Origin of the sequence: Microlunatus sagamiharensis, assembly GCF_900105785.1 — a bacterium.
Taxonomy (GTDB): Bacteria; Actinomycetota; Actinomycetes; order Propionibacteriales; family Propionibacteriaceae; genus Microlunatus; species Microlunatus sagamiharensis.
Genome location: NZ_LT629799.1, coordinates 2,417,638 through 2,439,188, shown reverse-complemented (window position 1 = coordinate 2,439,188; position 21,551 = coordinate 2,417,638). Strand labels below are relative to the sequence as shown.

General features: G+C 72.3%; 16 protein-coding genes. 7 read left to right on the top strand and 9 right to left on the bottom strand.

From position 1 onward, the window contains the following. Complete coding sequence (locus BLU42_RS11095; protein ID WP_091074484.1) at positions 1-897, top strand: twin-arginine translocation signal domain-containing protein; 897 nt, start codon at positions 1-3, stop codon at positions 895-897. 22 nt (positions 898-919) lie between these two features. On the opposite strand, the gene BLU42_RS11090 is transcribed toward BLU42_RS11095, so the two are convergent. Next, positions 920-1,633 (bottom strand): response regulator transcription factor, encoded by a 714-nt coding sequence (locus BLU42_RS11090; protein WP_157719934.1) that lies wholly within the window; start codon positions 1,631-1,633, stop codon positions 920-922. After that, on the bottom strand, positions 1,630-2,901 hold the full coding sequence (locus BLU42_RS11085) for a sensor histidine kinase (protein WP_091074482.1): 1,272 nt from the start codon (positions 2,899-2,901) through the stop codon (positions 1,630-1,632). The genes BLU42_RS11090 and BLU42_RS11085 overlap by 4 nt, the downstream gene beginning before the upstream one ends. A 157-nt stretch (positions 2,902-3,058) precedes the next feature. Between BLU42_RS11085 and BLU42_RS11080 the strand changes: the two genes are divergently transcribed. From BLU42_RS11080 to BLU42_RS11065, 4 genes are all read left to right on the top strand, one after another. After that, positions 3,059-4,150 carry a GH25 family lysozyme gene (locus BLU42_RS11080; RefSeq protein ID WP_197680411.1) on the top strand — a complete coding sequence of 364 codons (1,092 nt, stop codon included), beginning with the start codon at positions 3,059-3,061 and terminating at the stop codon, positions 4,148-4,150. 73 nt (positions 4,151-4,223) lie between these two features. Then, on the top strand, positions 4,224-5,237 hold the full coding sequence (locus tag BLU42_RS11075) for a phage baseplate protein (protein WP_091074481.1): 1,014 nt from the start codon (positions 4,224-4,226) through the stop codon (positions 5,235-5,237). 45 nt (positions 5,238-5,282) lie between these two features. Continuing rightward, the gene (locus BLU42_RS11070) at positions 5,283-7,049 is read left to right on the top strand and encodes a chorismate-binding protein (RefSeq protein WP_091074480.1); all 1,767 of its coding nucleotides are present in this window, start codon (positions 5,283-5,285) and stop codon (positions 7,047-7,049) included. A 174-nt stretch (positions 7,050-7,223) separates the two neighbouring features. Then, complete coding sequence (locus tag BLU42_RS11065) at positions 7,224-9,140, top strand: CocE/NonD family hydrolase (RefSeq protein WP_091074479.1); 1,917 nt, start codon at positions 7,224-7,226, stop codon at positions 9,138-9,140. A 106-nt stretch (positions 9,141-9,246) separates the two neighbouring features. On the opposite strand, the gene pdxT is transcribed toward BLU42_RS11065, so the two are convergent. The 7 genes from pdxT to BLU42_RS11030 form a co-directional block, all read right to left on the bottom strand. After that, complete coding sequence (pdxT, locus tag BLU42_RS21120) at positions 9,247-9,867, bottom strand: pyridoxal 5'-phosphate synthase glutaminase subunit PdxT (RefSeq protein WP_091074478.1); 621 nt, start codon at positions 9,865-9,867, stop codon at positions 9,247-9,249. Next, positions 9,864-10,766, bottom strand: a complete 903-nt coding sequence (gene pdxS, locus BLU42_RS21115) for a pyridoxal 5'-phosphate synthase lyase subunit PdxS (protein WP_091074477.1) — start codon at positions 10,764-10,766, stop codon at positions 9,864-9,866. Before pdxS ends, pdxT begins: the two co-directional genes overlap by 4 nt. A gap of 208 nt (positions 10,767-10,974) precedes the next feature. Further along, positions 10,975-12,957: a right-handed parallel beta-helix repeat-containing protein gene (locus BLU42_RS11050; RefSeq protein WP_091074476.1), complete on the bottom strand. Its 1,983-nt coding sequence runs from the start codon at positions 12,955-12,957 to the stop codon at positions 10,975-10,977. Positions 12,958-13,079: 122 nt separating this feature from the next. Next, the gene (gene xylA, locus BLU42_RS11045; protein WP_091074475.1) at positions 13,080-14,303 is read right to left on the bottom strand and encodes a xylose isomerase; all 1,224 of its coding nucleotides are present in this window, start codon (positions 14,301-14,303) and stop codon (positions 13,080-13,082) included. Positions 14,304-14,458: 155 nt separating this feature from the next. Further along, positions 14,459-15,385, bottom strand: a complete 927-nt coding sequence (locus tag BLU42_RS11040) for a carbohydrate ABC transporter permease (protein ID WP_091074474.1) — start codon at positions 15,383-15,385, stop codon at positions 14,459-14,461. A 1-nt stretch (position 15,386) separates the two neighbouring features. Beyond that, on the bottom strand, positions 15,387-16,322 hold the full coding sequence (locus tag BLU42_RS11035; protein WP_231918100.1) for a carbohydrate ABC transporter permease: 936 nt from the start codon (positions 16,320-16,322) through the stop codon (positions 15,387-15,389). Further along, a complete protein-coding gene (locus BLU42_RS11030) occupies positions 16,319-17,677 on the bottom strand; it encodes an extracellular solute-binding protein (protein WP_091074473.1) in 1,359 nt (452 codons plus the stop codon). The genes BLU42_RS11035 and BLU42_RS11030 overlap by 4 nt, the downstream gene beginning before the upstream one ends. 306 nt (positions 17,678-17,983) lie before the next feature. On the opposite strand from BLU42_RS11030, the gene BLU42_RS11025 reads away from it, so the two are divergent. Both BLU42_RS11025 and BLU42_RS11020 read left to right on the top strand, forming a co-directional pair. After that, entirely contained in the window at positions 17,984-20,467 is a 2,484-nt protein-coding gene (locus BLU42_RS11025) for a glycoside hydrolase family 3 N-terminal domain-containing protein (protein ID WP_091074472.1), read from the top strand. 1 nt (position 20,468) lies between these two features. Then, entirely contained in the window at positions 20,469-21,533 is a 1,065-nt protein-coding gene (locus BLU42_RS11020) for a LacI family DNA-binding transcriptional regulator (protein ID WP_231918099.1), read from the top strand. The last annotated feature ends 18 nt before the right edge of the window (positions 21,534-21,551 follow it).

Genomic DNA, 21,551 nt, shown 5'->3' with positions numbered 1-21,551 from the left:
ATGCGCACCTCGAGCTCGGACCGCGACCAGAACCCTCTCGGCAAGGCCCTCGGCCGTCGCCGCTTCCTCGGCCTCGTCGGCGCGGGCGGGGTGGGCGTCGCCGGCCTCTCCGTCGGCCTGCCCGGGCTGGCCTGGGCGGAGACCATCGACGCCATCACGCTCGGCGAACGCCTCAACCAGCTCGCCGTGAACTACCACGGGTCCGGCTGGACGTGGGCGGAGAAGTGCCAGGCCGCGCAGTCCTGGGCCGAGACAGCGGTGGGGGGCTTGAAGCAGGACTACCCGACGGCCAACGCCGCGAGGGTGGCCAGCGGCACGCTGCACTCCGACATGGCGTCGGCGCCGGCCGGGTCGTTCTCGTGGTTCAACGCGTCGTCCTCCGGCCACGTCGTGACCAACATCGGCAACGGCTACTGCATCAACACGTCACCGCTCGCCAACGGGACGCACTTCCACACGTTCGCCAAGAACCTCTACATCAGCAGGCTCGCCGACTACAAGGTCGGGGCCTACCAGGGCTGGACCTACCGGAACGGCGTCAACCCGCAGATCCCGGTGCAGGCCTGGTCGCCGGGTGGCGACGACACGCCCACCAGTGACTGGGCCTGGAACGCCCCCGACTCCGCCACGCAGAAGCGGGTCCAGGTGGCACTGGCCGACCGCAACCGCTACAGCGGACCGCAGGACGGGCAGTGGGGCGTCAACTCCGTCAAGGGCATCCAGACCACCTGCCAGAACGTCGGCTACACAGGGCCGGTCGACGGCAAGCCCGGGCCGAACACCTGCCACTACGTGCAGGTCTACGCGAAGAAGTTCGGCTCCTACACCGGTCCCGTGGACAGCGTGCTCGGCCCGAACTCGTGGTCGGGCTTCGCCCTGGGGCTCGAACGCCCCTGAGCGCAGGACCCGGGGCGGCGGTCTAGGGCCGCCGCCCCGGCGCCGTCCTCGGCCAGAGGAGGTCGCCCGGCGCGAGGCCCATCGCCTGCTCGATGTCGGCGGCGGAGGTGCTCTGCAGGTGCTCGGCCACGACGGCGCTGAGGTCGGCCCAGTAGCCGCGCAGCGTCGACTCCGACAGGTAGAGCTCGCCGGCGATCTCGGCGTACGTCTTGCCCCGCGCGCGTCCGGCCAGCAGCTCGCGCTGACGGGGGCTCAGCAGCCGCAGGTTGCCGCGCCGGACGAGGGTCTCGGCCAGCCCGGCCAGGCCGTCCGGCAGCACGACCTCCCCGGCGAGGACGCGCGCGACGGTGGCGGCGACCACGTCGACGGGGTCGGACTTGCTGACGAGGCCAGACGCGCCGGCCGCGATGCACGCGGCCAGCACGAACCGCCGCTCCTCCTGGCTGTAGAGGCAGACCCGGTAGCCCGCGGCGACGACCAGCTGCACGAGCTCGAGACCCTGGGCCGCGTCCGGCTGGCTGGCGTTGGAGAGCTTGAGGTCGAGCAGCGCGAGGTCGGCCACCGGTCGCTCCGCGAGGAAGGACTCCGCGTCGGCGTGGACGGCGACGAAGTCGAGGCCGGGCAGCAGCGCCGGCAGCGCGACGCGCAGCGCCGCGATGTCGTCGACCAGCACGACCCGTGGACGGGCCGGGCTCGGCTCGGGGGCCGGACCGTCGGGGGACACGGGTGTGCTCACGCGGCGGCCGAGCCCGTCAGCTCGACGCGGGTTCCTCGGCCGGGCGACGACCGGATGGCCGCTGCCACCTCGTGCAGCGCGAGCTGGTCCACGACCTGCGAACGTAGGCCGACCCCGAGCGGCGTCGTGGCGACCTCGAAGCCGCACCCGTCGTCGCTGACGCAGATCGTCCACCGCCGTACGCCGTCCAGACCGGGCGGGGAGGCGTCGCCGTGCACCACCACCCGGCTCGCGCGGGCGTGGCGGCGCACGTTGTGCAGCACCGTCCTGAGGGCCGCGACGAGATCGGTGGCGCAGTCCCGCTCGACGGCGACCTCGTCGAGCAGGTCGGTCGAGACCTCCACACCCAGGTCGGCGAACCCCTCGCAGGCCTCGTCGACGACGGACCGCAGGCGGGTATCGTCGGCCCCGTCCAGCGGTAGGTCGCGTCCCGGCTCGCCCCGTAGGTAGCTGCGCATCCGTCGTACCTCGCCGACCGCCTGGGACTGCAGCTGCGCGCGGAGACCGGTCGGCAGCGTCGGGTCGGCCAGCAGCTGCATGACGGTCGTCGCGTCGTGCATGGCGAGCTGGGCGCGGTGCTCCTCCTCCAGCCGGGCGAGGCGGGCGACCTCGGCGCGCGCGTCGTCGGCGATGCCCGAGATCCGGCGCAGGTACCAGATGATCAGCCGCACCGTTCCGGCGAGGACCACGTAGCCGAGGGTGTTCGCCACGACGCTGGGCAGCTCGGGGCCGTCCGCGAGCGGGCCCGCGTAGACGACGTAGCCGGTGACGACGGCACCCAGGCACGACAGCCAGGCGCGGGTCGAGCGCAACGTGCCCGAGGTGCAGGCGATGGTGAGGGCGTAGCCGGCCGTCCACCCGACCCACGACCCCGTACGGTCCTCGACCGGCACGGCGGTCGACGACAGCACCAGCAGGACGACCGCGATCGCGACGTCGACGTAGACCGCCGGTGCGGGCAGGGGGCGACGGCGGACCAGCGCCGCGACCGCGCCGACCAGGACGACCACGACGGCCACGGTCCACATGGCGACGTACCAGCGCGGGTGCGGCGAGAGGTGGGTGCCCGACACGACGGCGGGCACCATCTGCACGACCAGGCTGAGCCGCAGCGCGGCGACGCCCACCGCGGCGGCCTGCTCGACGAGCGCGGCGGTCGTCGTCGTACGGCGTGCCTCGGGCGGCGTGCCGGAGTGGCCCGCCCGCGCGGCGGAGGGGTCCTGCGCCGTCGCCCCGAGGTCGCGCCACGGCAGCGGCAGCCCTGTCACGCGGTCAATGTAGGACCCGGTCCGGGGCGCGTCTCCGGGTGGGTGACGACGGCCTCGGGCGAAGTCCGCGGATTCGTGGGGTGTGCGACCGAGGACGAGCGGGCAGCGTGGGCAGGACCCACCCCGAGCCGCCCGGCGGCACCCAGGAGGTCGACCCGTGCACACCCGTTCCCGGCCCGTCGCCGTGCTGCTCGCAGTGCTCCTGCTGGCCGCCGCCGTGCTCGGCGTCCGCGCCCTGCCGGCCAGCTCGGCCGAGACCACCCTCGAGGGCATCGACGTCGGCACGTCGCAGGCCGACCTGGACTTCGCCGCGGCCGGGCGGGCCGGCGTGGCCTTCGCGATCGTGAAGGCGGGCGGCTCGCAGATCGTCAGCAGCCCGTACGTCAGCCCCTACTACACGCGCCAGGTGGACAGCGCGCGCTCGGCGGGGATGAAGGTCGGCCACTACTGGCTGACCGGCGACTACCAGACGCCCACGGCCGCGGCCGACTACTTCGTCGACCACCTGCACGGCTACGTCGCCGGCGACGTCCTCGCGGTGGACGACGAGGTCCTCGACACCTCGAAGGTCCTGTGGGACGACGCCAAGGTCGCGACGTTCCTCAACCGCGTGAAGAGCCGCGTCCCCACCGCGGTGCTGTGGTTCTACACGGGAGCCGACAACCTGCGGACGAAGGGCCCGTGGACCTCGACGATCGCGACCGGCGCCAAGCTGTGGGTCGCCTCGTACGGCGTGAACGACGGCACCTACCACCAGACGCCCGACATCGGGTCGGCCTACCCGTCGTACGCGGCGCACCAGTACACCTCGACGGCCGCGCTCTACGGCGTCGCGAAGCTCGACCGCGACCGGGCCTTCGCCAGCGCGTTCAGCGCCGGGGCCGCGTCGCCGGGCCCGACGCCCACACCGAGCCCGGCACCGACGCTGCCCAAGACCACGACGCAGAGCGACGGTGTCCCCGGCACCGTGTTCTGGCAGCGCGCCCAGCACTGGCTCGCGATCGAGGACGGCTACACCGGCCCCATCGACGGGAAGCCGGGCGTGAACACCTACCAGGCGCTCCAGCGCGACCTGACCGCGCACTGGGGCTACCGCGGGCCGGTCGACGGCGTCCCCGGCACCGCCACCTACCAGGCCTGGCAGCGCCAGGCCGCCCACTACGGCTACACGGGCCCGATCGACGGCGACCCGGGCCCGGCCACCTACCGCGCCCTCGCGACCTTCCTCAACGAGGACCGCTGGGACTGACACCGCAGCACGCACCGCCGCAGCACCCGCCACCACCCGCCCGTACGGACCGACGAGACGACAAGGACCTCTGATGCCCCAGCACCCGACCCGCCCCAGCCGCCGGCTGACGCTCTCCCGCCGCACGTTCCTCGGCGCGGCCGGGGGTGCCTCCCTCGCCCTCGGCGCCAACCTGCTCGGCGGGGCCACCGCCTCCGCGGCCGTGCCCGCCGTCGGGTCCTTCGACCTCACCGCGGGCTCGTTGCCCTTCCTCGAGGGCAAGCTCACGGCCGACACCCACCACACGATGCAGTCGTTCTGCTTCGACCCGAACAACCAGCGGCTCTTCACGATCTCGGAGCCGAACGGCGGGACGACCGGGGAGCTGGCGGTGACACGGATGAGCTACTCCGGCACCGTGAACGGGCACATGAAGCTCGGCAAGCTCGGCCACGGCGTCTCCATGGCGGCCGAGCGCTCGGGCACGGACACCTACCTGTGGACGGAGTGGAACTACGACGCCGCCACCGACCGCGGCCGCGGGATCCAGCGGTTCAAGTTCGTCGACGGCGCGTCGTCGGCGAGCCCGACGTACAAGGGCAACCCGGTCGCCGACGAGGGCGGCGTGAACGTCACCCCCTCGGTCGACCACTGGAACCGGTTGCTGGCCCTCAAGTACGCGGCCGGCGGGCAGTCGCGCTTCCGCGTCTACGACCTCGACCGCGCGAGCGAAGGCGACTTCTCGCAGGTCCTCCTGCAGTGCACGCAGCCCACGCTCGGGGGCACGTTCCAGGGGTGGACGATCTTCGGGAGCTACGCCTACCTGCTCTTCGGCACGGCCTACAGCAGCACGAACCCCAAGCCCGGCAACACCACCTTGAGCAAGCTGAACCTCACCACCGGCGCGTTCGAGCAGACCGCGGTCCACAGCAACGCCTTCGGCTCCATGGTGTCGCGCGAGCCGGAGGGCATGGCGGGCTACATCAAGGCCGACGGGGAGCACCGGCTCTACTTCGGCTTCGTCGGCCACAGCGGCGCGAAGAGCTCCAGCCAGCCCGACGGCATCGACCGGCCGATCAGCATCGCCTACAAGAACGTCTTCGGCTGATCGCGACCGGTCGGTCGACCCGTCCGGTCCTGGGACGATCGACCGGTGCAGCGCGTCGACTTCCACCCCGGTGAGCCCCACGCTTCGGAGCGGCCGTCGTGGTTCGGCGAGCCGGTCCGGACGGTGGTCGCGTCGTCGCTGGACGAGGTCGTGCCGGCGCTCCGAAGGGTCGACGAAGCCGCGTCGGCCGGGCTGTGGGCGGTTGGCCTCGTCGCGTACGACGCGGCTCCGGCCCTCGACCGGGCACTGACGGTCCCAGGACAGCGGGGCGCCGACGACCTGCCGCTGGTCTGGTTCGGGCTGCACGAGGGTCCGGTCCCCGGTCCCGAGCGTCCATCCGACGGGGTGGGCGTGCCGGGTCCGTGGCGCGAGCGGGTCGGGCGCGAGGCGTACGGGCGGGCGTTCGCCGAGGTGCAGGCGGCGATCCGACGTGGCGACACCTACCAGACCAACCTCACCCTGCCGCTGGTGGCGGACTGGGACGACAGCGCCGACGACCTCGCGCGCCACGAGGCGCTCCTGGCCGCGCAGGGGCGGGCGTTCGGCGTGTACCTCGACCTCGGACGTCACCACGTGCTGTCGGTGTCGCCGGAGCTGTTCTTCGCGCGGCGGGGGAGCACCGTCACGACCCGGCCGATGAAGGGCACGGCGCGGCGGGGACGGTCGAGCGCGGAGGACGAGGAGCGGCTCGCGGCGCTGCTGGCCAGCGACAAGGAGCGCGCCGAGAACGTCATGATTACCGACCTGCTGCGCAACGACCTCGGCCGGCTCGCCGTGCCCGGCACCGTCGCGGTGCCGGCGCTCTGCGTGCCCGAGCGCTACCCGACGGTGTGGCAGCTGACGTCGACGGTGACCGCGGAGGTGCCGCCGTCGACGACGCTGGCCGACCTGTTCGGCGCGCTGTTCCCGTGCGGCTCGGTGACGGGTGCGCCGAAGGTGTCGACGGCCGGGCTGATCAGCCGCGTCGAGCCGCACGCCCGCGGCCTCTACTGCGGTGCGGTCGGGGTCGTGGCGCCGGGCGGGGACGCGACCTTCAGCGTGGCGATCCGCACGCTCGTGGCCGACACCCGGGGCGGGACGGCGACGTACGGCGTGGGCAGCGGCGTGACCGTCGACTCGACGGCGGCGGGCGAGCACGACGAGCTGCTGGCCAAGGCGGCGGTCCTCACCGCGACGCCGAGGCCACCCTTCGACCTGCTCGAGACGCTGCGGCTGGAGGACGGGTCGTGGTGGGCGCTCGAGGAGCACCTGCGTCGCCTCGGGTCGTCGGCCGCCTACTTCGACCGCGACGACCCGCTCGTCGCCGCACGGGAGGCGCTCGGCGAGGTGGCCGCGGCGCACCCGGACGGTCGCTGGCGGGTCCGGCTCACCGTGGACGAGCAGGGTCGCGCGTCGACCTCGGTGCAGCCGCTCCCTCCGAACCCCGACGGTCCGGTCACCCTCGTGCTCGCGACCGAGCCGGTGGACGAGCGGGACGTCTTCCTCGCGCACAAGACGACCTGGCGCGAGGTGTACGCGCCTCACCGCGCTCAGGCCGACGCCGCCGGGGCCGACGACGCCCTGCTCCGGAACCGCCAGGGCCAGGTCACCGAGACCACGATCGGCAGCGTCGCGCTGCGCGACGAGGACGGCTGGTGGACCCCGCCGGTGTCCTGCGGGCTGCTGCCGGGCGTCGAGCGCGGCCTGGCGCTCGCCGACGGGCGGCTGCGGGAGCGGGTGCTCACCATCGCGGAGGTGCGTGAGGCCGCCGCTCGGGATGCGTTGCTGTGCATGAACAGCGTCCGCGGGTGGCGGCGGGCGACGCTGCTCTGACTGCCGGTGGCCCGGGCCACGGGTCAGAGGCCTGCCCGGAGCAGATATGGCGGCTCCGGTGAGAAAGTCCGCCGAAGGTCTCGACTACACAGGTGATCCATAGCAAGGCTGGGGCTGCACCCCGACGGCCCGGCAGCCGGGCCGTCGTCCCCTCGGACCCGGAAGGTCTTGTGCATGCCACTTCCCAGACTCCTCACACCCCTGACCGGGCTGGCGCTGGTCAGCGCCGGCCTGGTCGGAGCCGGCGCCGCCCCGGCCAGCGCTGACCCGCTGGCCTCTACGGCCCCGGCCCCGGCCCCCGCGACGAGCGCCGCCCGCGCGGGCGACGTCGACCACGGCGTGACCCACGACCAGAACGCGCTCGTCCCGGCCGGCGCCTCGTGGACCGAGCACTACTTCTCCTCGCCGCAGAAGGACTCGCCGACCAAGGTCGAGCTGCACGCCGACGTGCTGCGCCCGACGGGTCTGCGCAAGGGCGCCCGGACCCCGGTGGTCCTGTCCGTCGGCCCGTACTTCTCCCACGCGGGCCAGACCGGGGTCGAGACCGACCAGACCGGTCCGTCCCAGCGCTTCGAGGACCTCATCACCGGCGCCAAGCTGATGGACCGTGGCTACACGGTGGTGCTGGTCGACCTGCGCGGTTACGGCGGCAGCACCGGCTGCCTGGACTGGAACGGTCCGGGCGAGCAGGCCGACATCAAGCGCTCGATCGAGTGGGCGGCCGCCCAGAAGTGGTCGAACGGCAAGGTCGGCACGTACGGCAAGTCGTACGACGCCCAGACCGGGCTGTGGGCCAACAACCTGAAGCCCAAGGGCCTCGAGGCCGTCGTCAGCCAGGAGCCGCTCTGGAACGGCTACAACTACTACTACAGCAACGGCGTGGCCCGCCCGAACAACACCGGCACGCCACGGGCGTACAACGGCATCGCGCAGATCCCGGGCACCACGGGCGACAGCGACCGCTACAAGGCGAACGCGACCTACGAGCAGACGCACCCCGAGTGCCTGAGCCGCAACCTGACCGCGGGCACCGACAACACCAGCCCCGACGACGACTACTGGCGCGACCGGGACAACATCAGCGCGGCGAAGGGCACCCGAACCCCGCTCTTCTTCACCCAGGGCTTCACCGAGTCCAACACCAAGCCCGAGCAGATGCAGACCTTCCTGGCCAACCACCAGGGCTACGAGCACGGCTGGATGGGTCCCTGGGAGCACGTCCGCGGCAACGAGCAGGACCCGACCACGGGCCAGCTCCTCCAGGGCCGCGCCGGCTTCTTCGACGAGGTGATCCGGTTCTACGACCGCTACCTCAAGGACGAGCCGTCCGCGGTCAAGGACCCGCGCTTCGCGATCCAGGGCAGCGACGGGGTCTGGCGGGCCCAGGCGAGCTGGCCGGGCCGGTCGACGCCGAGCACCGTGAGCCTCGGCCGCGGTCGCTACACCGACACCGGTCCGGTGCGCACGACGACCCCCGCGGCGGCGGGCACCACGGCCGGCGGGACCACGCCGGCGCCCCGCGTCCAGCAGGAGGTGCAGAGCGACGGCGGGCAGATGGACCGGCAGGTGCGCAGCCACCTCGAGAGCGTGCCCTCCTCGAAGGCGGCCCGGTCGGCCGACGCCGTGCCGAGCTCGTACCTGGTCTTCTCGAAGCCGGTCGTCCGGGCCACGCGGCTGACGGCGACGCCCCAGGTGCGGCTGCAGACCAGCGGCACGGGTGACGTCGCCGTGCGGCTCTGGGAGGTCGACCCGGCGACGAAGCAGGCGACCCTGATCAACGAGAACGTGGCGCGCCTGCAGAAGGGGCAGACCTCGTTCGAGCTCAAGGCCATGGACTGGGAGCTCGCGGCCGGGCACCAGGTCGCGGTCAGCGTCGGGACGATCGCCTCGGGCTACTGGCGGCCGCAGCCGAGCCAGCAGGTGGTCACCGTCAAGGGCGCCTTCCTCTCGCTCGAGAGCCAGTCGCCGGCGAAGGACAAGCCGACCCAGGGCGACAAGTCCGCCTACCTGGACGGCTACAAGGCGAGCAACACGATCGCCCTGGACACCGTCGGTGGTGGCACGTTCACCGTGAAGGCACCGAAGAAGTGACGCCGGGGGAGTCCGGCACCGGACTCCCCTGACCACGGGAGGGGTCTGACCGCTGCAGCGCGGTCAGGCCCCTCCCGTTCCCGTCCGGACCTCGCTCTCGGCCTCGTCAGAGGGAGTCGACGAACAGCCCGTGCACCCGGTGGTCCCCGGTCGCCTCCGGGTGGAAGGACGTGGCGAGCAACGAGCCCTGCCGCACCGCTACGGGGTGGCCGTGCGCCGAGGCCAGGACCTCGACGGACGCTCCGGCCCGCTCGACCCAGGGCGCCCGGATGAAGACCGCGTGCACGGGGGAGTCGAGGCCGGCGAGGTCGAGGTCGGTCTCGAACGAGTCGACCTGACGTCCGAACGCGTTGCGGCGCACGGTGACGTCGAGCCCGCCGAACGTCTGCTGGTCACCCAGCCCGTCCACGAGCGTGTCGGCGAGCATGATCATCCCCGCGCACGACCCGTACGCCGGGAGGCCCGCCCGGAGCGCGGCGACGAGCGGCTCGCGCAGCCCGAACCGGCGCGAGAGCCGGTCGATGACCGTCGACTCCCCGCCGGGGATCACCAACCCGTCGAGCCCGACGAGCTCCTCGGGCCGGCGCACCGTCCGCGTCCGCGCGCCGACCGACCCCAGCACCCGCCGGTGGTCGACGACGTCGCCCTGGAGGGCGAGGACGCCGACCAGGGGACCCTTCGACGGGCTCGGGGCGAGTGCGTCAGGCCCGAGGACGGTCGTCGTCACCAGCCGCGCTGGGCGAGGCGGTGCGGCTCGGGGACGTCGTCGACGTTGATGCCGACCATGGCCTCGCCGAGGCCGCGCGAGACCTTGGCGATCATGCCCGGGTCGTCGTGGAAGGTCGTCGCCGCGACGATGGCGGCGGCGCGCTGGGCCGGGTTGCCGGACTTGAAGATGCCCGAGCCGACGAAGACGCCCTCGGCGCCCAGCTGCATCATCATCGCCGCGTCGGCCGGGGTGGCGATGCCGCCCGCGGTGAAGAGGACGACGGGCAGCTTGCCGGTCTCGGCGACCTCGGCGACGAGCGCGTACGGGGCCTGGAGCTCCTTGGCCGCGACGTAGAGCTCGTCCTTCGACAGACCCGCCAGGCGGCGCATCTCCGCGCGGATCGTGCGCATGTGGGTGGTGGCGTTGGAGACGTCGCCGGTGCCGGCCTCGCCCTTGGAGCGGATCATCGCCGCGCCCTCGGAGATGCGGCGCAGCGCCTCGCCGAGGTTGGTCGCGCCGCAGACGAACGGGGCGGTGAACGCCCACTTGTCGATGTGGTGGGCGTAGTCGGCCGGGGTCAGCACCTCGGACTCGTCGATGTAGTCGACGCCGAGCGACTGCAGGACCTGCGCCTCGACGAAGTGGCCGATGCGGGCCTTGGCCATCACGGGGATGGAGACGGCGTCGATGATCCCGTCGATCATGTCCGGGTCGCTCATCCGGGCCACCCCGCCCTGGGCGCGGATGTCGGCGGGGACGCGCTCGAGCGCCATCACGGCGACCGCACCGGCGTCCTCGGCGATCTTGGCCTGCTCGACGTCGACGACGTCCATGATCACGCCGCCCTTGAGCATGTCGGCCATGCCCCGCTTGACGCGGTCGGTGCCTGTCGCGGCCTGCGTGCTGATGTCGCTCATCCCTGTGTCCTTCTTCGTCGCTCGCCCGTGTCCGGACCATCGTTCAGCCTAGTCCGGCACGAGGGATGCGAGGTCGTGCCCGCAGGCATGGACGGAGCCGGGCGTCGGCGACAGCCCTGAGATCCGACGGCTCGACGCGCGCGAGCGGTGTCGTCCACGCTCGCGCTGCTCGTCAGCAGCACATCGAGACGTCGGATCTCAGGGGACGTCACCAGACCCGCGTGCGGGAGGTGCCCGTCGAGATCCCGGCGACGGGGAACGCGGGGTAGGTCTGCCCGGCCTCCTTGCGCTCGCCGAGCAGGTCGACGTCGATGACGACGGGGCTGCCGTCGCGCTCCTCGAACTCGAGCCCGGCGAAGCGCACGTGCTCCAGGTCCGCGCCGGTCACGACGCCGACCCCGGTGCCGAGGAAGGCCTCGGGCAGCTCGGTCTCCAGGTAGACCTCCTCGCCCTCGGTGACGACGCGCACGGCGACGGGGCCGTCGAGCACGAGCGCGTCGGGCTCGCCCTCGAAGGCCGTCGCGCCGTCGGCGTAGACGTTCGAGCGCACGTACGCCGGCTGCGGCACCGACGGGTAGCGGTCGTGGTCGCCGGGCGGCTGCGCGTCGACCAGTGCGAGGTAGTCGGCGAACGACGTCGGGTGGCCGTCGTAGAGCGCGGTGCCGTAGCCGAAGCGCGGGTTGAACTCCGCCCCGTGCCCGTACGACTCCTGGCCCTGGCCGCCGAGGAACAGGTTGGCGACCCAGCGGTCGTCGGCGCCGTAGATCACCGCGTAGCCGGCGACCTGCGTGCTGTGCGCGCGGTGGTACGGCGTCGCGCGGTCCATGACCTTCTCCAGGCGCAGCGAGCCGCACAGGACGTTGCCCACGTACGCCCCGCCCTGGCTGAAGGACTCGACCGAGACGGGGGAGCCGAAGACGTTGTGGTCGACGACGTACGGGCCGTGGCTGACCTCGACGAAGAGGTCGCGGCTGTTGCGCGCGAACACGTTGCGCGACACCCGGGTGCCCTGGGTCTCCCAGTCGAGCCAGGTGCCCAGCGAGCAGTCGTGGATGTAGTTGTGGCGGATCTCGACGTCGATCGCGGCGTGCAGCTTGATGCCGCCGATCTCGTAGCCGTAGAACTCGCGGCGGTCGGCGATGTGGTGGATGTGGTTGTCCTCGATGGTCGAGAACACGCAGCCGAGGTGGCCGACGACACCGTTCTGGCCGCAGTGGTGGATGTGGTTGCGCCGCACCACGTGCGAGCCGACGTGCTCGGCGTCCCAGCCGATCTGCTCGGCGGAGAAGACCGACTCCAGCTGGTACTGGTAGCCCGGCTTGTCCAGCCGCGTCGTCGACCAGTTGTGGCCCGTCGACGCCTCCTTGCCCAGCGAGACCGCCGAGCACTTGGCGTCGTGGATGTCGTTGTCCTCGATGACCCAGCCGCGGGCCCAGTTCGGGCCGATGAGCGCGGGCTGGTCGGCGGTCGGCGGGGTCCACGGGCACGCCGCCTGCGCGAGCTCGAAGCCGCGCACGGTGATGAAGTCCAGGTGGTGCTGCAGCGGGTAGAAGACCGAGCGGCGCACGTTGATCTCGACCAGGTGCGCGTTGGGGTCGGCGTCGCCGAAGTTGGCGGTGATCGTCGTGACCCCGCCGTCGAGGGCGTGGTCGACCTCGGCGTGCCAGACGCGCTGCGTCTGGTCGGGGTCCTCGACCGGCTGCGCGATGCCGGTCCAGTGGTCGGTCACCTCGGTGCGGCGCTCGGGCTGCCCGACCTCCGCGACGGTGGCGACCTCGGTCGAGGCGACGCCGTCCAGGTAGACCTCGCCGAGGTGGCGGCGCGGCGAGTCGCGCTCGGGGCGCACGATCCAGTCGCCGTCGATCTCCTCGACGTAGGGGTTGAAGTCGCCGAAGAGGGCGTTCGGCACCCGTACGCGCCACACCGGCCCGGCGACCTGCTCCCACCCGGTCACGCGCTCGGAGCCCTTCACCACCACGTGCTCGCCGGGGGCGGCCTCGTAGGTGATGCGACGGTTCTCGCCGAGCCCGCCCCGGCGGGGGACGACCCACTCGCGGTACTCCCCGGCGTGGACCTGCACCGTGTCGCCCGGGTGCGCCGCGCGCGCCCCGCGGTCGATCGTGCGGAAGGGTCGCTCGGCCGAGCCGTCGGCGGCGTCGTCGCCGGTGGTCGCGACGTGGAAGGTCGTCATGGTGCAGGTTCCTCGTTCTGGGTGGGGTGGGTGCGTCAGGGAGACGCGGGAGGTCCGGAAAAGACCGTCGCCGCGGGCGACCCTCCGGACAGGGCCACCCGCGGCGACGGACGAGGGAGCGCTCAGGCGCCGCGGGTCCCGAGCAGGTGCTCGATCGCGAGGCGCTGCAGGCGCGCGAAGCCGTAGTTCTGCTCGCGTGCGGTGTCGATGTCGTAGTCCTCGAACGACGACCGGTCGGCGAGGAGGGCGTCGTAGGACTCGCCCTCGTTCAGCGTGGGCTGCGACAGCTCGGCGACGCGGGCCGCCTCGAGGGCCTCCTGGACCTCGGGGTCGGCGCGGAAGCCCTTCGACTTCTCCCGCAGCCGGATGTAGAGCTCCATGTTGGCGCGGGCCGACTCCCACACGCCGACCATGCTCTCGGTCCGCAGCGGCTTGTAGTCGAAGTGGCGCGGGCCGTCGTACGTCGGGCCACCGTTCGGCCCGCCGTTCTCGAGCAGGTCCACCGTCGAGAAGGCCTGCAGCAGGTCGCCGTAGCCGAAGACCAGGTCCTGGTCGTAGCGCGGGCCCTTCTGGCCGTTGAGGTCGATGTGGAAGAGCTTGCCCGACCACAGCGCCTGGGCGATCCCGTGCGTGTAGTTGAGCGAGGCCATCTGCTCGTGGCCGGTCTCGGGGTTGATGCCGATCATGTCGGCGTGCTCGCACTCGTTGATGAAGGCGAGCGCGTGCCCGATCGAGGGCAGCAGGATGTCGCCGCGGGGCTCGTTGGGCTTGGGCTCGATGGCGAAGCGCAGGCCGTAGCCCTTGTCGATCGAGTACTGCGCGAGCATGTCGATGCCCTCGCGGTACCGGTCGAGCGCCGCGCGGATGTCCTTGGCGAAGTCGACCTCGGAGCCCTCGCGGCCGCCCCAGAAGACGTAGGTCTGGGCGCCGAGCTCGGCGGCCAGGTCCATGTTCCGCATGACCTTGCGCAGCGCGTAACGACGCACCGAGCGGTCGTTGCTGGTGAACCCGCCGTCCTTGAAGACGGGGTCGCTGAACAGGTTCGTCGTCACCATCGGCACGACCATGCCGGTGTCGGAGAGGGCCTGCTTGAACTCACCGATGATCCGGTCGCGCTCGGCGGCGCCGCTGCCCGGCGGGACGAGGTCGTCGTCGTGGAACGTGATGCCGTACGCGCCGAGCTTGGCCAGCTCGTGGACGGCCTCGGCGCCGGCGAGCACGGGGCGGGTGGCCTCGCCGAACAGGTCGCGGGCCTGCCAGCCCACGGTCCACAGGCCGAAGCTGAACTTGTCCTCGCGCTTCGGGGTGCGGTCCAGCTCGGACGCTTCCGGTGCTGCGGCTTCCATGGTGAGGATCTCCTCTCGTGCCCTCGGGCGAGGGCGGGATGGGTACGGGGGCCGTCGGCCTGCACGGCCGGCGACGTGCCCCGAGCCTGTCGGGGCCGCGCGGCGTGGTGCAGCCGGGGCTCCCTCGACAGGCTCGGACGGCGTCGGGCGACGAGCTACTTGCTGAACCCCGCGGTCAGGCCGCTGAGCAGCTGGCGCCGACCGACCACGTAGAGCACGAGGATCGGCAGGGTCGTCAGCATCACCGAGGCGAGCACCGCAGGGACGTTGACGCCGTACTGCCCCTGGAACGTCCACAGTGCCAGAGGGAGCAGGCGCTTGTCGGGGTCCTGGGTCAGGATCAGCGGCAGCAGGAAGCCGTTCCACACCGCGAGCGCGTTGTAGATCGTCACGGTGACGAGCGCCGGCCGCGTGAGTGGGAAGGCGAGGTGCCACAGCGTGCCCCACTCGGTCGCCCCGTCGGTGCGCATCGACTCGAAGAGCTCCTTCGGGACGTCGCGGATGAAGTTGCTCAGCACGAGCACCGACAGCGGGATGGCGAACGCGATCGACGGCAGGATGATCGCCGCGAGCGTGTTGTAGAGCCCGAGCTTGATGATCAACAGGTAGACGGGGATGATCGTCGCCTGCAGCGGGATGGCCAGGCCCATCAGGAACAGCGAGTTCATGAAGCGCAGGCTGCGGCGGTGGGCGTTGCGGATGATCGCGTACGAGGCCAGGAAGCTGAGCAGGACGGCCGGGACGATCGCCCCCACCGTCACGATCACGCTGTTGGCGAAGTAGCGGATGAAGTCGTTCTCGATCACCAGCTGGTAGTTCTCGAGCGTGGGCTCCGTCGGCGGCGCGAGCGGGTTGGCCAGGAAGTACACGCTCTGGCTCTTGAAGCTCGTGACCACGATCCAGTAGATCGGGATGATCACGATGGCGAGCCAGACGAAGCTGAGCACGCCGCCGAGCCAGTTGGGACGGGTGGTCCCGCGCAGGGCCGCGCCCCGCTCGGGAGCACCGCGACCGTGACGGCCAGAGCGGGAGCTCTTGGCCGTGTCGCGGGTCTGGACGTTCTCCGAGGCGATCGTCGCCATCTCAGGCCCCTTCCAGCTGGCTCTCGTCGCCCCGGCCGCCGAGCCGCCGCAGCAGCAGGGCGAGCGCGAGCCCGACGAGCACGAGGATCACGGCGATGGCCGAGGCCGGGCCCATGAGGTGGGCCTGGAAACCGGTCTTGTACATGCTCAGCGCGAGCACCTCGGTGGCGTCGCCCGGGCCGCCGGCGGTCAGCACGAAGATCAGGTCGAAGAAGGTCAGCGACCCGACGACCATCAGCGTCGAGGACGTGATGATCGTGTACTTCAGCTGCGGCAGGGTGATGTTGAAGAACTGCTTCACCCGGCCGGCCCCGTCGATCAGCGCCGCCTCGTAGAGCGAGGCCGGGATCTGCCGCACGCCGCCCTGGTAGATCAGCGAGTGGAACGGGATGTACTGCCAGGAGACGACGAAGATCAGCGTCCCGATGGCCAGCACCGGACGACCCAGCCAGTCCTGCGCGAGGGCGTCGACGTGGAGGCCCGCGCCGAGGCCGAAGTTCGGGTCGACCAGCGCCTTGAACGTGATGGCGATGGCCGCCGAGCTGAGCAGCAGCGGCACGAAGTAGAGGACCGCCAGGACGGCCCGGTAGCGCTGCGAGCCGGCCAGGAACGTCCCGAGCAGGATGCTCATGGGCGTCTGGACCAGCCAGCTCAGCGCCATCACCAGGAAGGTGATCCACAGCGAGTGCGGCAGCCCCGGGTCGCTCAGCACCGTCCGCCAGCTCGTCGCCCCGCTGAAGGTGATCGGGCCGATGCCGTCCCAGGTGGTGAAGGACAGCGCCAGCACGCCCAGGAGCGGCACGATGCCGAACAGCAGGAAGAAGACGAACGCGGGCAGCGCCATCCAGGTGAGGTTCGCTCCCTTGATGCCGCCGCTCCCGCCGGCCGGCCGCGCTGGTGCTGCCTGCACCGCGGCCGGCGCGGCGAGCGCGGTCACTTGTTGGTGGCCTTGTTCATGCTCTCGACCCACTGCTCGGGGGTGATCGAGAGCTGGAAGAGCTTCGCGATGTTGTCCAGGAGGGTCTCGGCGGCCGACGGCGGCAGCGCCTGGTCCCACGACTGGGCGAACACCTTGGCGTTGCTGGCGGTGTCGTAGATGAACTTCAGGAACTCGGTGTCGCTACCCGTGAACTTGGAGTCCGCGCCCTTGACGATCGGCACGTTGCCGTTCTCGACCCACTCGCCGACCTCGGCGTCGGACAGCACGGCGGTCGCGAAGAACTTCTTCGCGGTCTCCTTCTGCGCGTCCGTCGCCTTGGAGGAGATCGAGAGGTACTGGCCCGGGTTGCCGACGGTGTTGCTCGGGTCGCCCTTCCCGCCGTCGACGGTCGGGAAGTTCATGAAGCCGAGGTGGCCGTCCTTGACGAAGTTGCCGCCGTCGGACTTCATCGTCCCGTAGGTCCACGCACCGTGCAGCATCATCGCGGTCTTGCCCGTGTAGAGGAGGGCGAGGTCGGCGTTGGAGTCGGCGGTGATCGAGGAGAAGCCCTTGATGAAGCCTCCTGCCTTCACCAGGTCCTGGATCTTGGTCAGCATGTCGGTGACGGACGGGTCGGACCAGGCGTCGGTCTCGCCCTTGAACGCGCGCTCGAAGACCTCCGGGCCGCCGATGCGGTCGAGGAGGAACTCCAGCCACATCATGTTGGTCCAGCGCGACTGGCCGCCCAGCGAGAACGGGGCGATGCCCGCGCCGTTGAACTTGTCGACGAGGGCCATGACGTCGTTCCACGTCGCCGGCGGCTGCGCGCCGACCTTCTCGAAGACCTGCTTGTTGTAGTACATGACGATCGGCGCGACGGTCTCGGCCGGCATCGCGTAGATCTTGCCGTCGACGGTGCCCGCCGGGAAGGCGGACGGGAACAGCCGGTCCTTGACCGCCTGGTTCTGGTCGAACCACGACGTCAGGTCCTCGACCTCGTTGTTCTCCGCGTAGCCGCGCAGCGTGCCGCCGCCCCAGCCCCAGATGATCGTAGGGCCCTGCCCGGCACCGATGGCGGTGCTGATCTTGGTCTTGTACGCGTCGTTCTGGAACTCGGTGTAGTCGATCTTGGTGTCGGGGTTCGCCTCGTTGAAGCGCTTGACCGTGTTCTCACGGATGCCCTGACCGGGCTGGCCGGTGAGGAACCAGTGGGTGGCGTTCTTGCCGTCACCGCCGCCGGTGCCGGCCCCCGCACCGCTGCCACCGGCACCGGTCTGGGTCGGGGCGGAGCCGCCACAGGCGGCGAGGGTCCCGAGCGCAGCAGCGCTCAGGCCCAGTCCGAGAAAGCCTCGTCGGGTCGTTCTGGGATCCACGTTGATCTCCCTGCGTGCGAGCGGCTGCGCCGCTGGAGTGGGTCGGGTCCTCGGTCGGACCCGTTGCTGGCGTCGCTGATCTTTCGCAGGCTTTTCGTAAGCCCGCGCAAGCAACGTAGGTGCGGTTCCGGGCTCTGTCAAGGAGCGGCCGGTCACGATTCAGGCTCGGTTGGGAACGTTCCCCGGAAAACGACGCGCGGATGCAGGGCCGTGGCCCTCATCAGGGTCTCAGGCTAAGGTCGGGGTCAGGCGCCGAAGCCGGTTCGAAAGTTTCGAGAAGGACGAGCGCCTCGACGAGGAGGAGCGATGACGCGGACCAGCACGGTGCCGGCACCCGCCGAGGTCCAGGATCGCTGGCGGCGGAGCGACCTCCCGGTGGCGGAGCGGGTCGACGCGCTGATGGCCGAGCTGACCCTCGAGGAGAAGGTCGGCCAGCTGGGCAGCCGGTGGCTCGGGCGCGAGGACCACGACGCCGACGACTCCGACTTCGCCCCCGTGGGCGGCGAGGCCGGCGCGGCGGCGGACTCGGACGAGGCGAACGGCGCGGACGAGGCGGACGCCTCGCGCAACGTCGCCCCGATGCAGGAGCAGTTCTCCACCGGCCCTGGCCTGGAGGAGGCCAGCCGCCACGGGCTCGGGCACCTCACCCGGATCTACGGCAGCACGCCCGTGACCCCGGCCCAGGGGGCGGCCGAGCTGGTGCGCCAGCAGCGCGTCGTCCTCGGGCAGTCCCGCCTGGGCATCCCCGCGGTCGTGCACGAGGAGTGCCTGACCGGCTTCACCACCCTGGGTGCCACGGTCTACCCCTCCGCGCTCGCCTGGGCGGCGACGTTCGACCCCGACCTCGTCCAGGAGATGGCGGGCGCCATCGGCTCCGACATGGCCGCCCTCGGCGTCCACCACGGGCTGTCGCCGGTGCTCGACGTGGTCCGCGACTACCGCTGGGGCCGGGTCGAGGAGACGCTGGGGGAGGACCCGTACCTCGTCTCGCTGATGGGGGCCGCGTACGTGCGCGGGCTCCAGGGCGCCGGCGTGCTCGCCACGCTCAAGCACTTCGCGGGTTACTCCGCCTCGCGGGGCGCCCGCAACCACGGGCCGGTGCCGATGGGCCGGCGCGAGCTGGCCGACGTCGTGCTGCCGCCCTTCGAGGCGGCGCTGCGGGCGGGGGCGGCCTCGGTCATGAACTCCTACAGCGACGTCGACGGCGTCCCCGCCGGCGGCGACCGCTGGCTGCTGACCGAGCTGCTGCGCGACGCGTGGGGCTTCGAGGGCACGGTCGTCTCCGACTACTGGGCGGTCCCGTTCCTCGCCTCCACCCACGGGGTCGCGACCGACGCCGAGGAGGCGGGGGTGCAGGCGCTCGAGGCCGGCATCGACGTCGAGCTGCCCGACACCGCCGGCTACGGCCAGCACCTCGTCGGGCGCGTCCGCCGCGGTGAGCTGGACGAGGCGCTGGTCGACACCGCCGTGCGCCGGGTGCTGACGCAGAAGGTCGCGCTCGGTCTGCTGGACGAGGGCTGGACGCCGGAGGCCACCGTCCTCGACGCCGCCGACCACGACCTCGACAGCCCGCGCAACCGCGACGTCGCCCGCCGGCTCGCGGAGGAGTCGGTGGTGCTGCTCGACGCGGGCACCGCGCTGCCCCTGACCGGGGAGGGCCGTCCGGCGCTGGGCCGGCTCGCCGTGGTCGGGCCGTGCGCCGACGACGCGCGGACCTTCATGGGCTGCTACTCCTTCCCCAACCACGTCCTGCCGCTCTACCCCGACCTCGACCTGGGGACCGGGGTCGCGGTCCCGACGGCGCTCGAGGCGCTGCGCTCCGAGCTCGAGGGGGTCGAGGTCGCGTACGCCCAGGGCTGCGCGGTCACCGGTGACGACCGCTCGGGGCTGGACGCGGCGGTGGCGGCCGCCCGGGACGCCGACGTCTGCGTCGCGCTGGTCGGCGACCTCGCCGGCCTCTTCGGCCGAGGCACCTCCGGCGAGGGCTGCGACGCGGAGGACCTCCGTCTCCCCGGCCTGCAGGGCGAGCTGCTCGAGGCGCTCCTGGGCACCGGCACGCCGGTGGTCGTGGTGGTCGTCTCGGGCCGCCCGTACGCGCTCGGCGCGTACGCCGACCGCGCGGCCGCGCTCGTGCAGGCCTTCATGCCCGGCGAGGAGGGCGGTCCGGCCCTGGCCGGTGTGCTGGGCGGGCGGGTCGACCCGAGCGGGCGGCTCCCCGTGCAGGTGCCGCAGGGGCCGGGCGCGCAGCCGGGCACCTACCTGCAGCCGGTGCTTGGCGCCGTGAAGTCGGGGGCGAGCAACCTCGACCCCACGCCGCTGTTCCCCTTCGGCCACGGCCGGGCGTACACGAGCTTCGCCCTCGACGAGGCGCGCGCGAGCGCGGCGGAGATCCCGACCGACGGCGAGCTGACCGCGTCGGTGACCGTCCGCAACACGGGTCTGCGCCGGGGCACCGAGGTCGTCCAGCTCTACCTGCACGACCCGGTGGCGTCGGTGGTGCGGCCGGTGCGCCAGCTCGCCGGCTTCGCGCGCGTCGACCTGGAGCCAGGGGCGTCCGCGGAGGTCGTCTTCACCGTGCACGCCGACCTGACCTCGTTCACCGGCCGCGACCTGCGCCGGCGGGTCGAGCCGGGGGAGATCGAGGTCCAGATCGGCACGTCGGCAGGAGATCTGCCGTTCCGGCTCCCGGTACGGTTGACCGGCCCGGTCCGCAGCGCGGGGCACGACCGGCGCCTCGTCAGCACCGTCGAGCAGCACCGCCCCAAGGACGACGGTCATCGGCACCGGTGACGTGAGGCTGGGGGAGGCCGTGGTGGCGCAGGAGGGGCGCACGACGACGCTCGCCCGTGTCGCGGCGTCCGCTGGCGTCTCCGTGGCCACGGTCTCCAAGGTCCTGAACGGCCGCGCCGACGTGGGTCCCGAGACCCGCGCCCGCGTCGAGAGCCTGCTCGCGGCGCACGACTACGTCGCGCGCCGGGCCGAGGTCCCCGAGGCCGAGGCGTCCCAGCACACGGTCGAGCTCGTGTTCCACGGGCCGCTGACCGCGTACACCACCGAGATCCTGCAGGGCGTGCTCGAGGGCGCCGGCGAGCGCAAGGTCAGCGTCAGCGTCAGCGTCCGTCCGCGCAGCCAGCCCACCCCCGGGGCCCTACGGCCCGCCGCCTGGGCGCGCGAGCTCGCCGACCTGGGGCGCCGCGGCGTGATCGACGTGGTCGACGACGCGCGGCACGGCGACCTGCCGGCGCTGGTGCGTGCCGGGATCCCGCTCGTGGTGATCGACCCGCTGAGCCCGCCCCGCAAGGAGCTGGCCAGCGTCGGCACGACGAACTTCTCCGGCGGCCTCGCCGCCACGCAGCACCTGCTCGACCTCGGTCACCGCCGGGTCGCCTACATCGGCTGCGACCCGTCGTCGGCCTACAACCAGGCCCGGGTGCACGGGTTCCGCGCGGCCTGCGAGGCGGCCGGCGTGCCGGTCCCGGACGAGTACGTGCGGATCGGCAGCTTCGACTTCGCCGCCGGCGTGGAGGGCGGGGGCGCGCTGCTCGAGCTGCCAGAGCCGCCGACCGCCGTCTTCGCGGCGACCGACCAGATCGCTGCCGGGGTGCTGGAGGCGGCGCGCCGCCACGGGGCGCGGGTGCCGCAGGACCTGAGCGTGGTCGGCTTCGACGACACGGCCGTGGCCGAGATCCTGTCGCCGCCGCTGACCACGGTGCGCCAGCCGCTGCGCGAGATGGGCCGGGTCGCGCTCGTCACCGCCCTGCGCGTCGCCGCGCGCGAGCCGCTCGACTCCCACCACGTCGAGCTCGCCACCGAGCTGGTCGTGCGCAGCTCGACCGCCGCCATCGCGGCGCCCTGAGGGCGGTGCCCGGCCCGC

Bases quoted from the DNA above. Each gene is read 5' to 3' on its own strand.
- pdxS (WP_091074477.1), bottom strand. From the start codon at position 10,766: ATGAGCGACATCAGCACGCAGGCCGCGACAGGCACCGACCGCGTCAAG.
- BLU42_RS11025 (WP_091074472.1), top strand. From the start codon at position 17,984: ATGACGCGGACCAGCACGGTGCCGGCACCCGCCGAGGTCCAGGATCGC.
- BLU42_RS11050 (WP_091074476.1), bottom strand. From the start codon at position 12,957: ATGACGACCTTCCACGTCGCGACCACCGGCGACGACGCCGCCGACGGC.
- xylA (WP_091074475.1), bottom strand. From the start codon at position 14,303: ATGGAAGCCGCAGCACCGGAAGCGTCCGAGCTGGACCGCACCCCGAAG.
- BLU42_RS11065 (WP_091074479.1), top strand. From the start codon at position 7,224: ATGCCACTTCCCAGACTCCTCACACCCCTGACCGGGCTGGCGCTGGTC.
- BLU42_RS11095 (WP_091074484.1), top strand. From the start codon at position 1: ATGCGCACCTCGAGCTCGGACCGCGACCAGAACCCTCTCGGCAAGGCC.
- BLU42_RS11075 (WP_091074481.1), top strand. From the start codon at position 4,224: ATGCCCCAGCACCCGACCCGCCCCAGCCGCCGGCTGACGCTCTCCCGC.
- BLU42_RS11040 (WP_091074474.1), bottom strand. From the start codon at position 15,385: ATGGCGACGATCGCCTCGGAGAACGTCCAGACCCGCGACACGGCCAAG.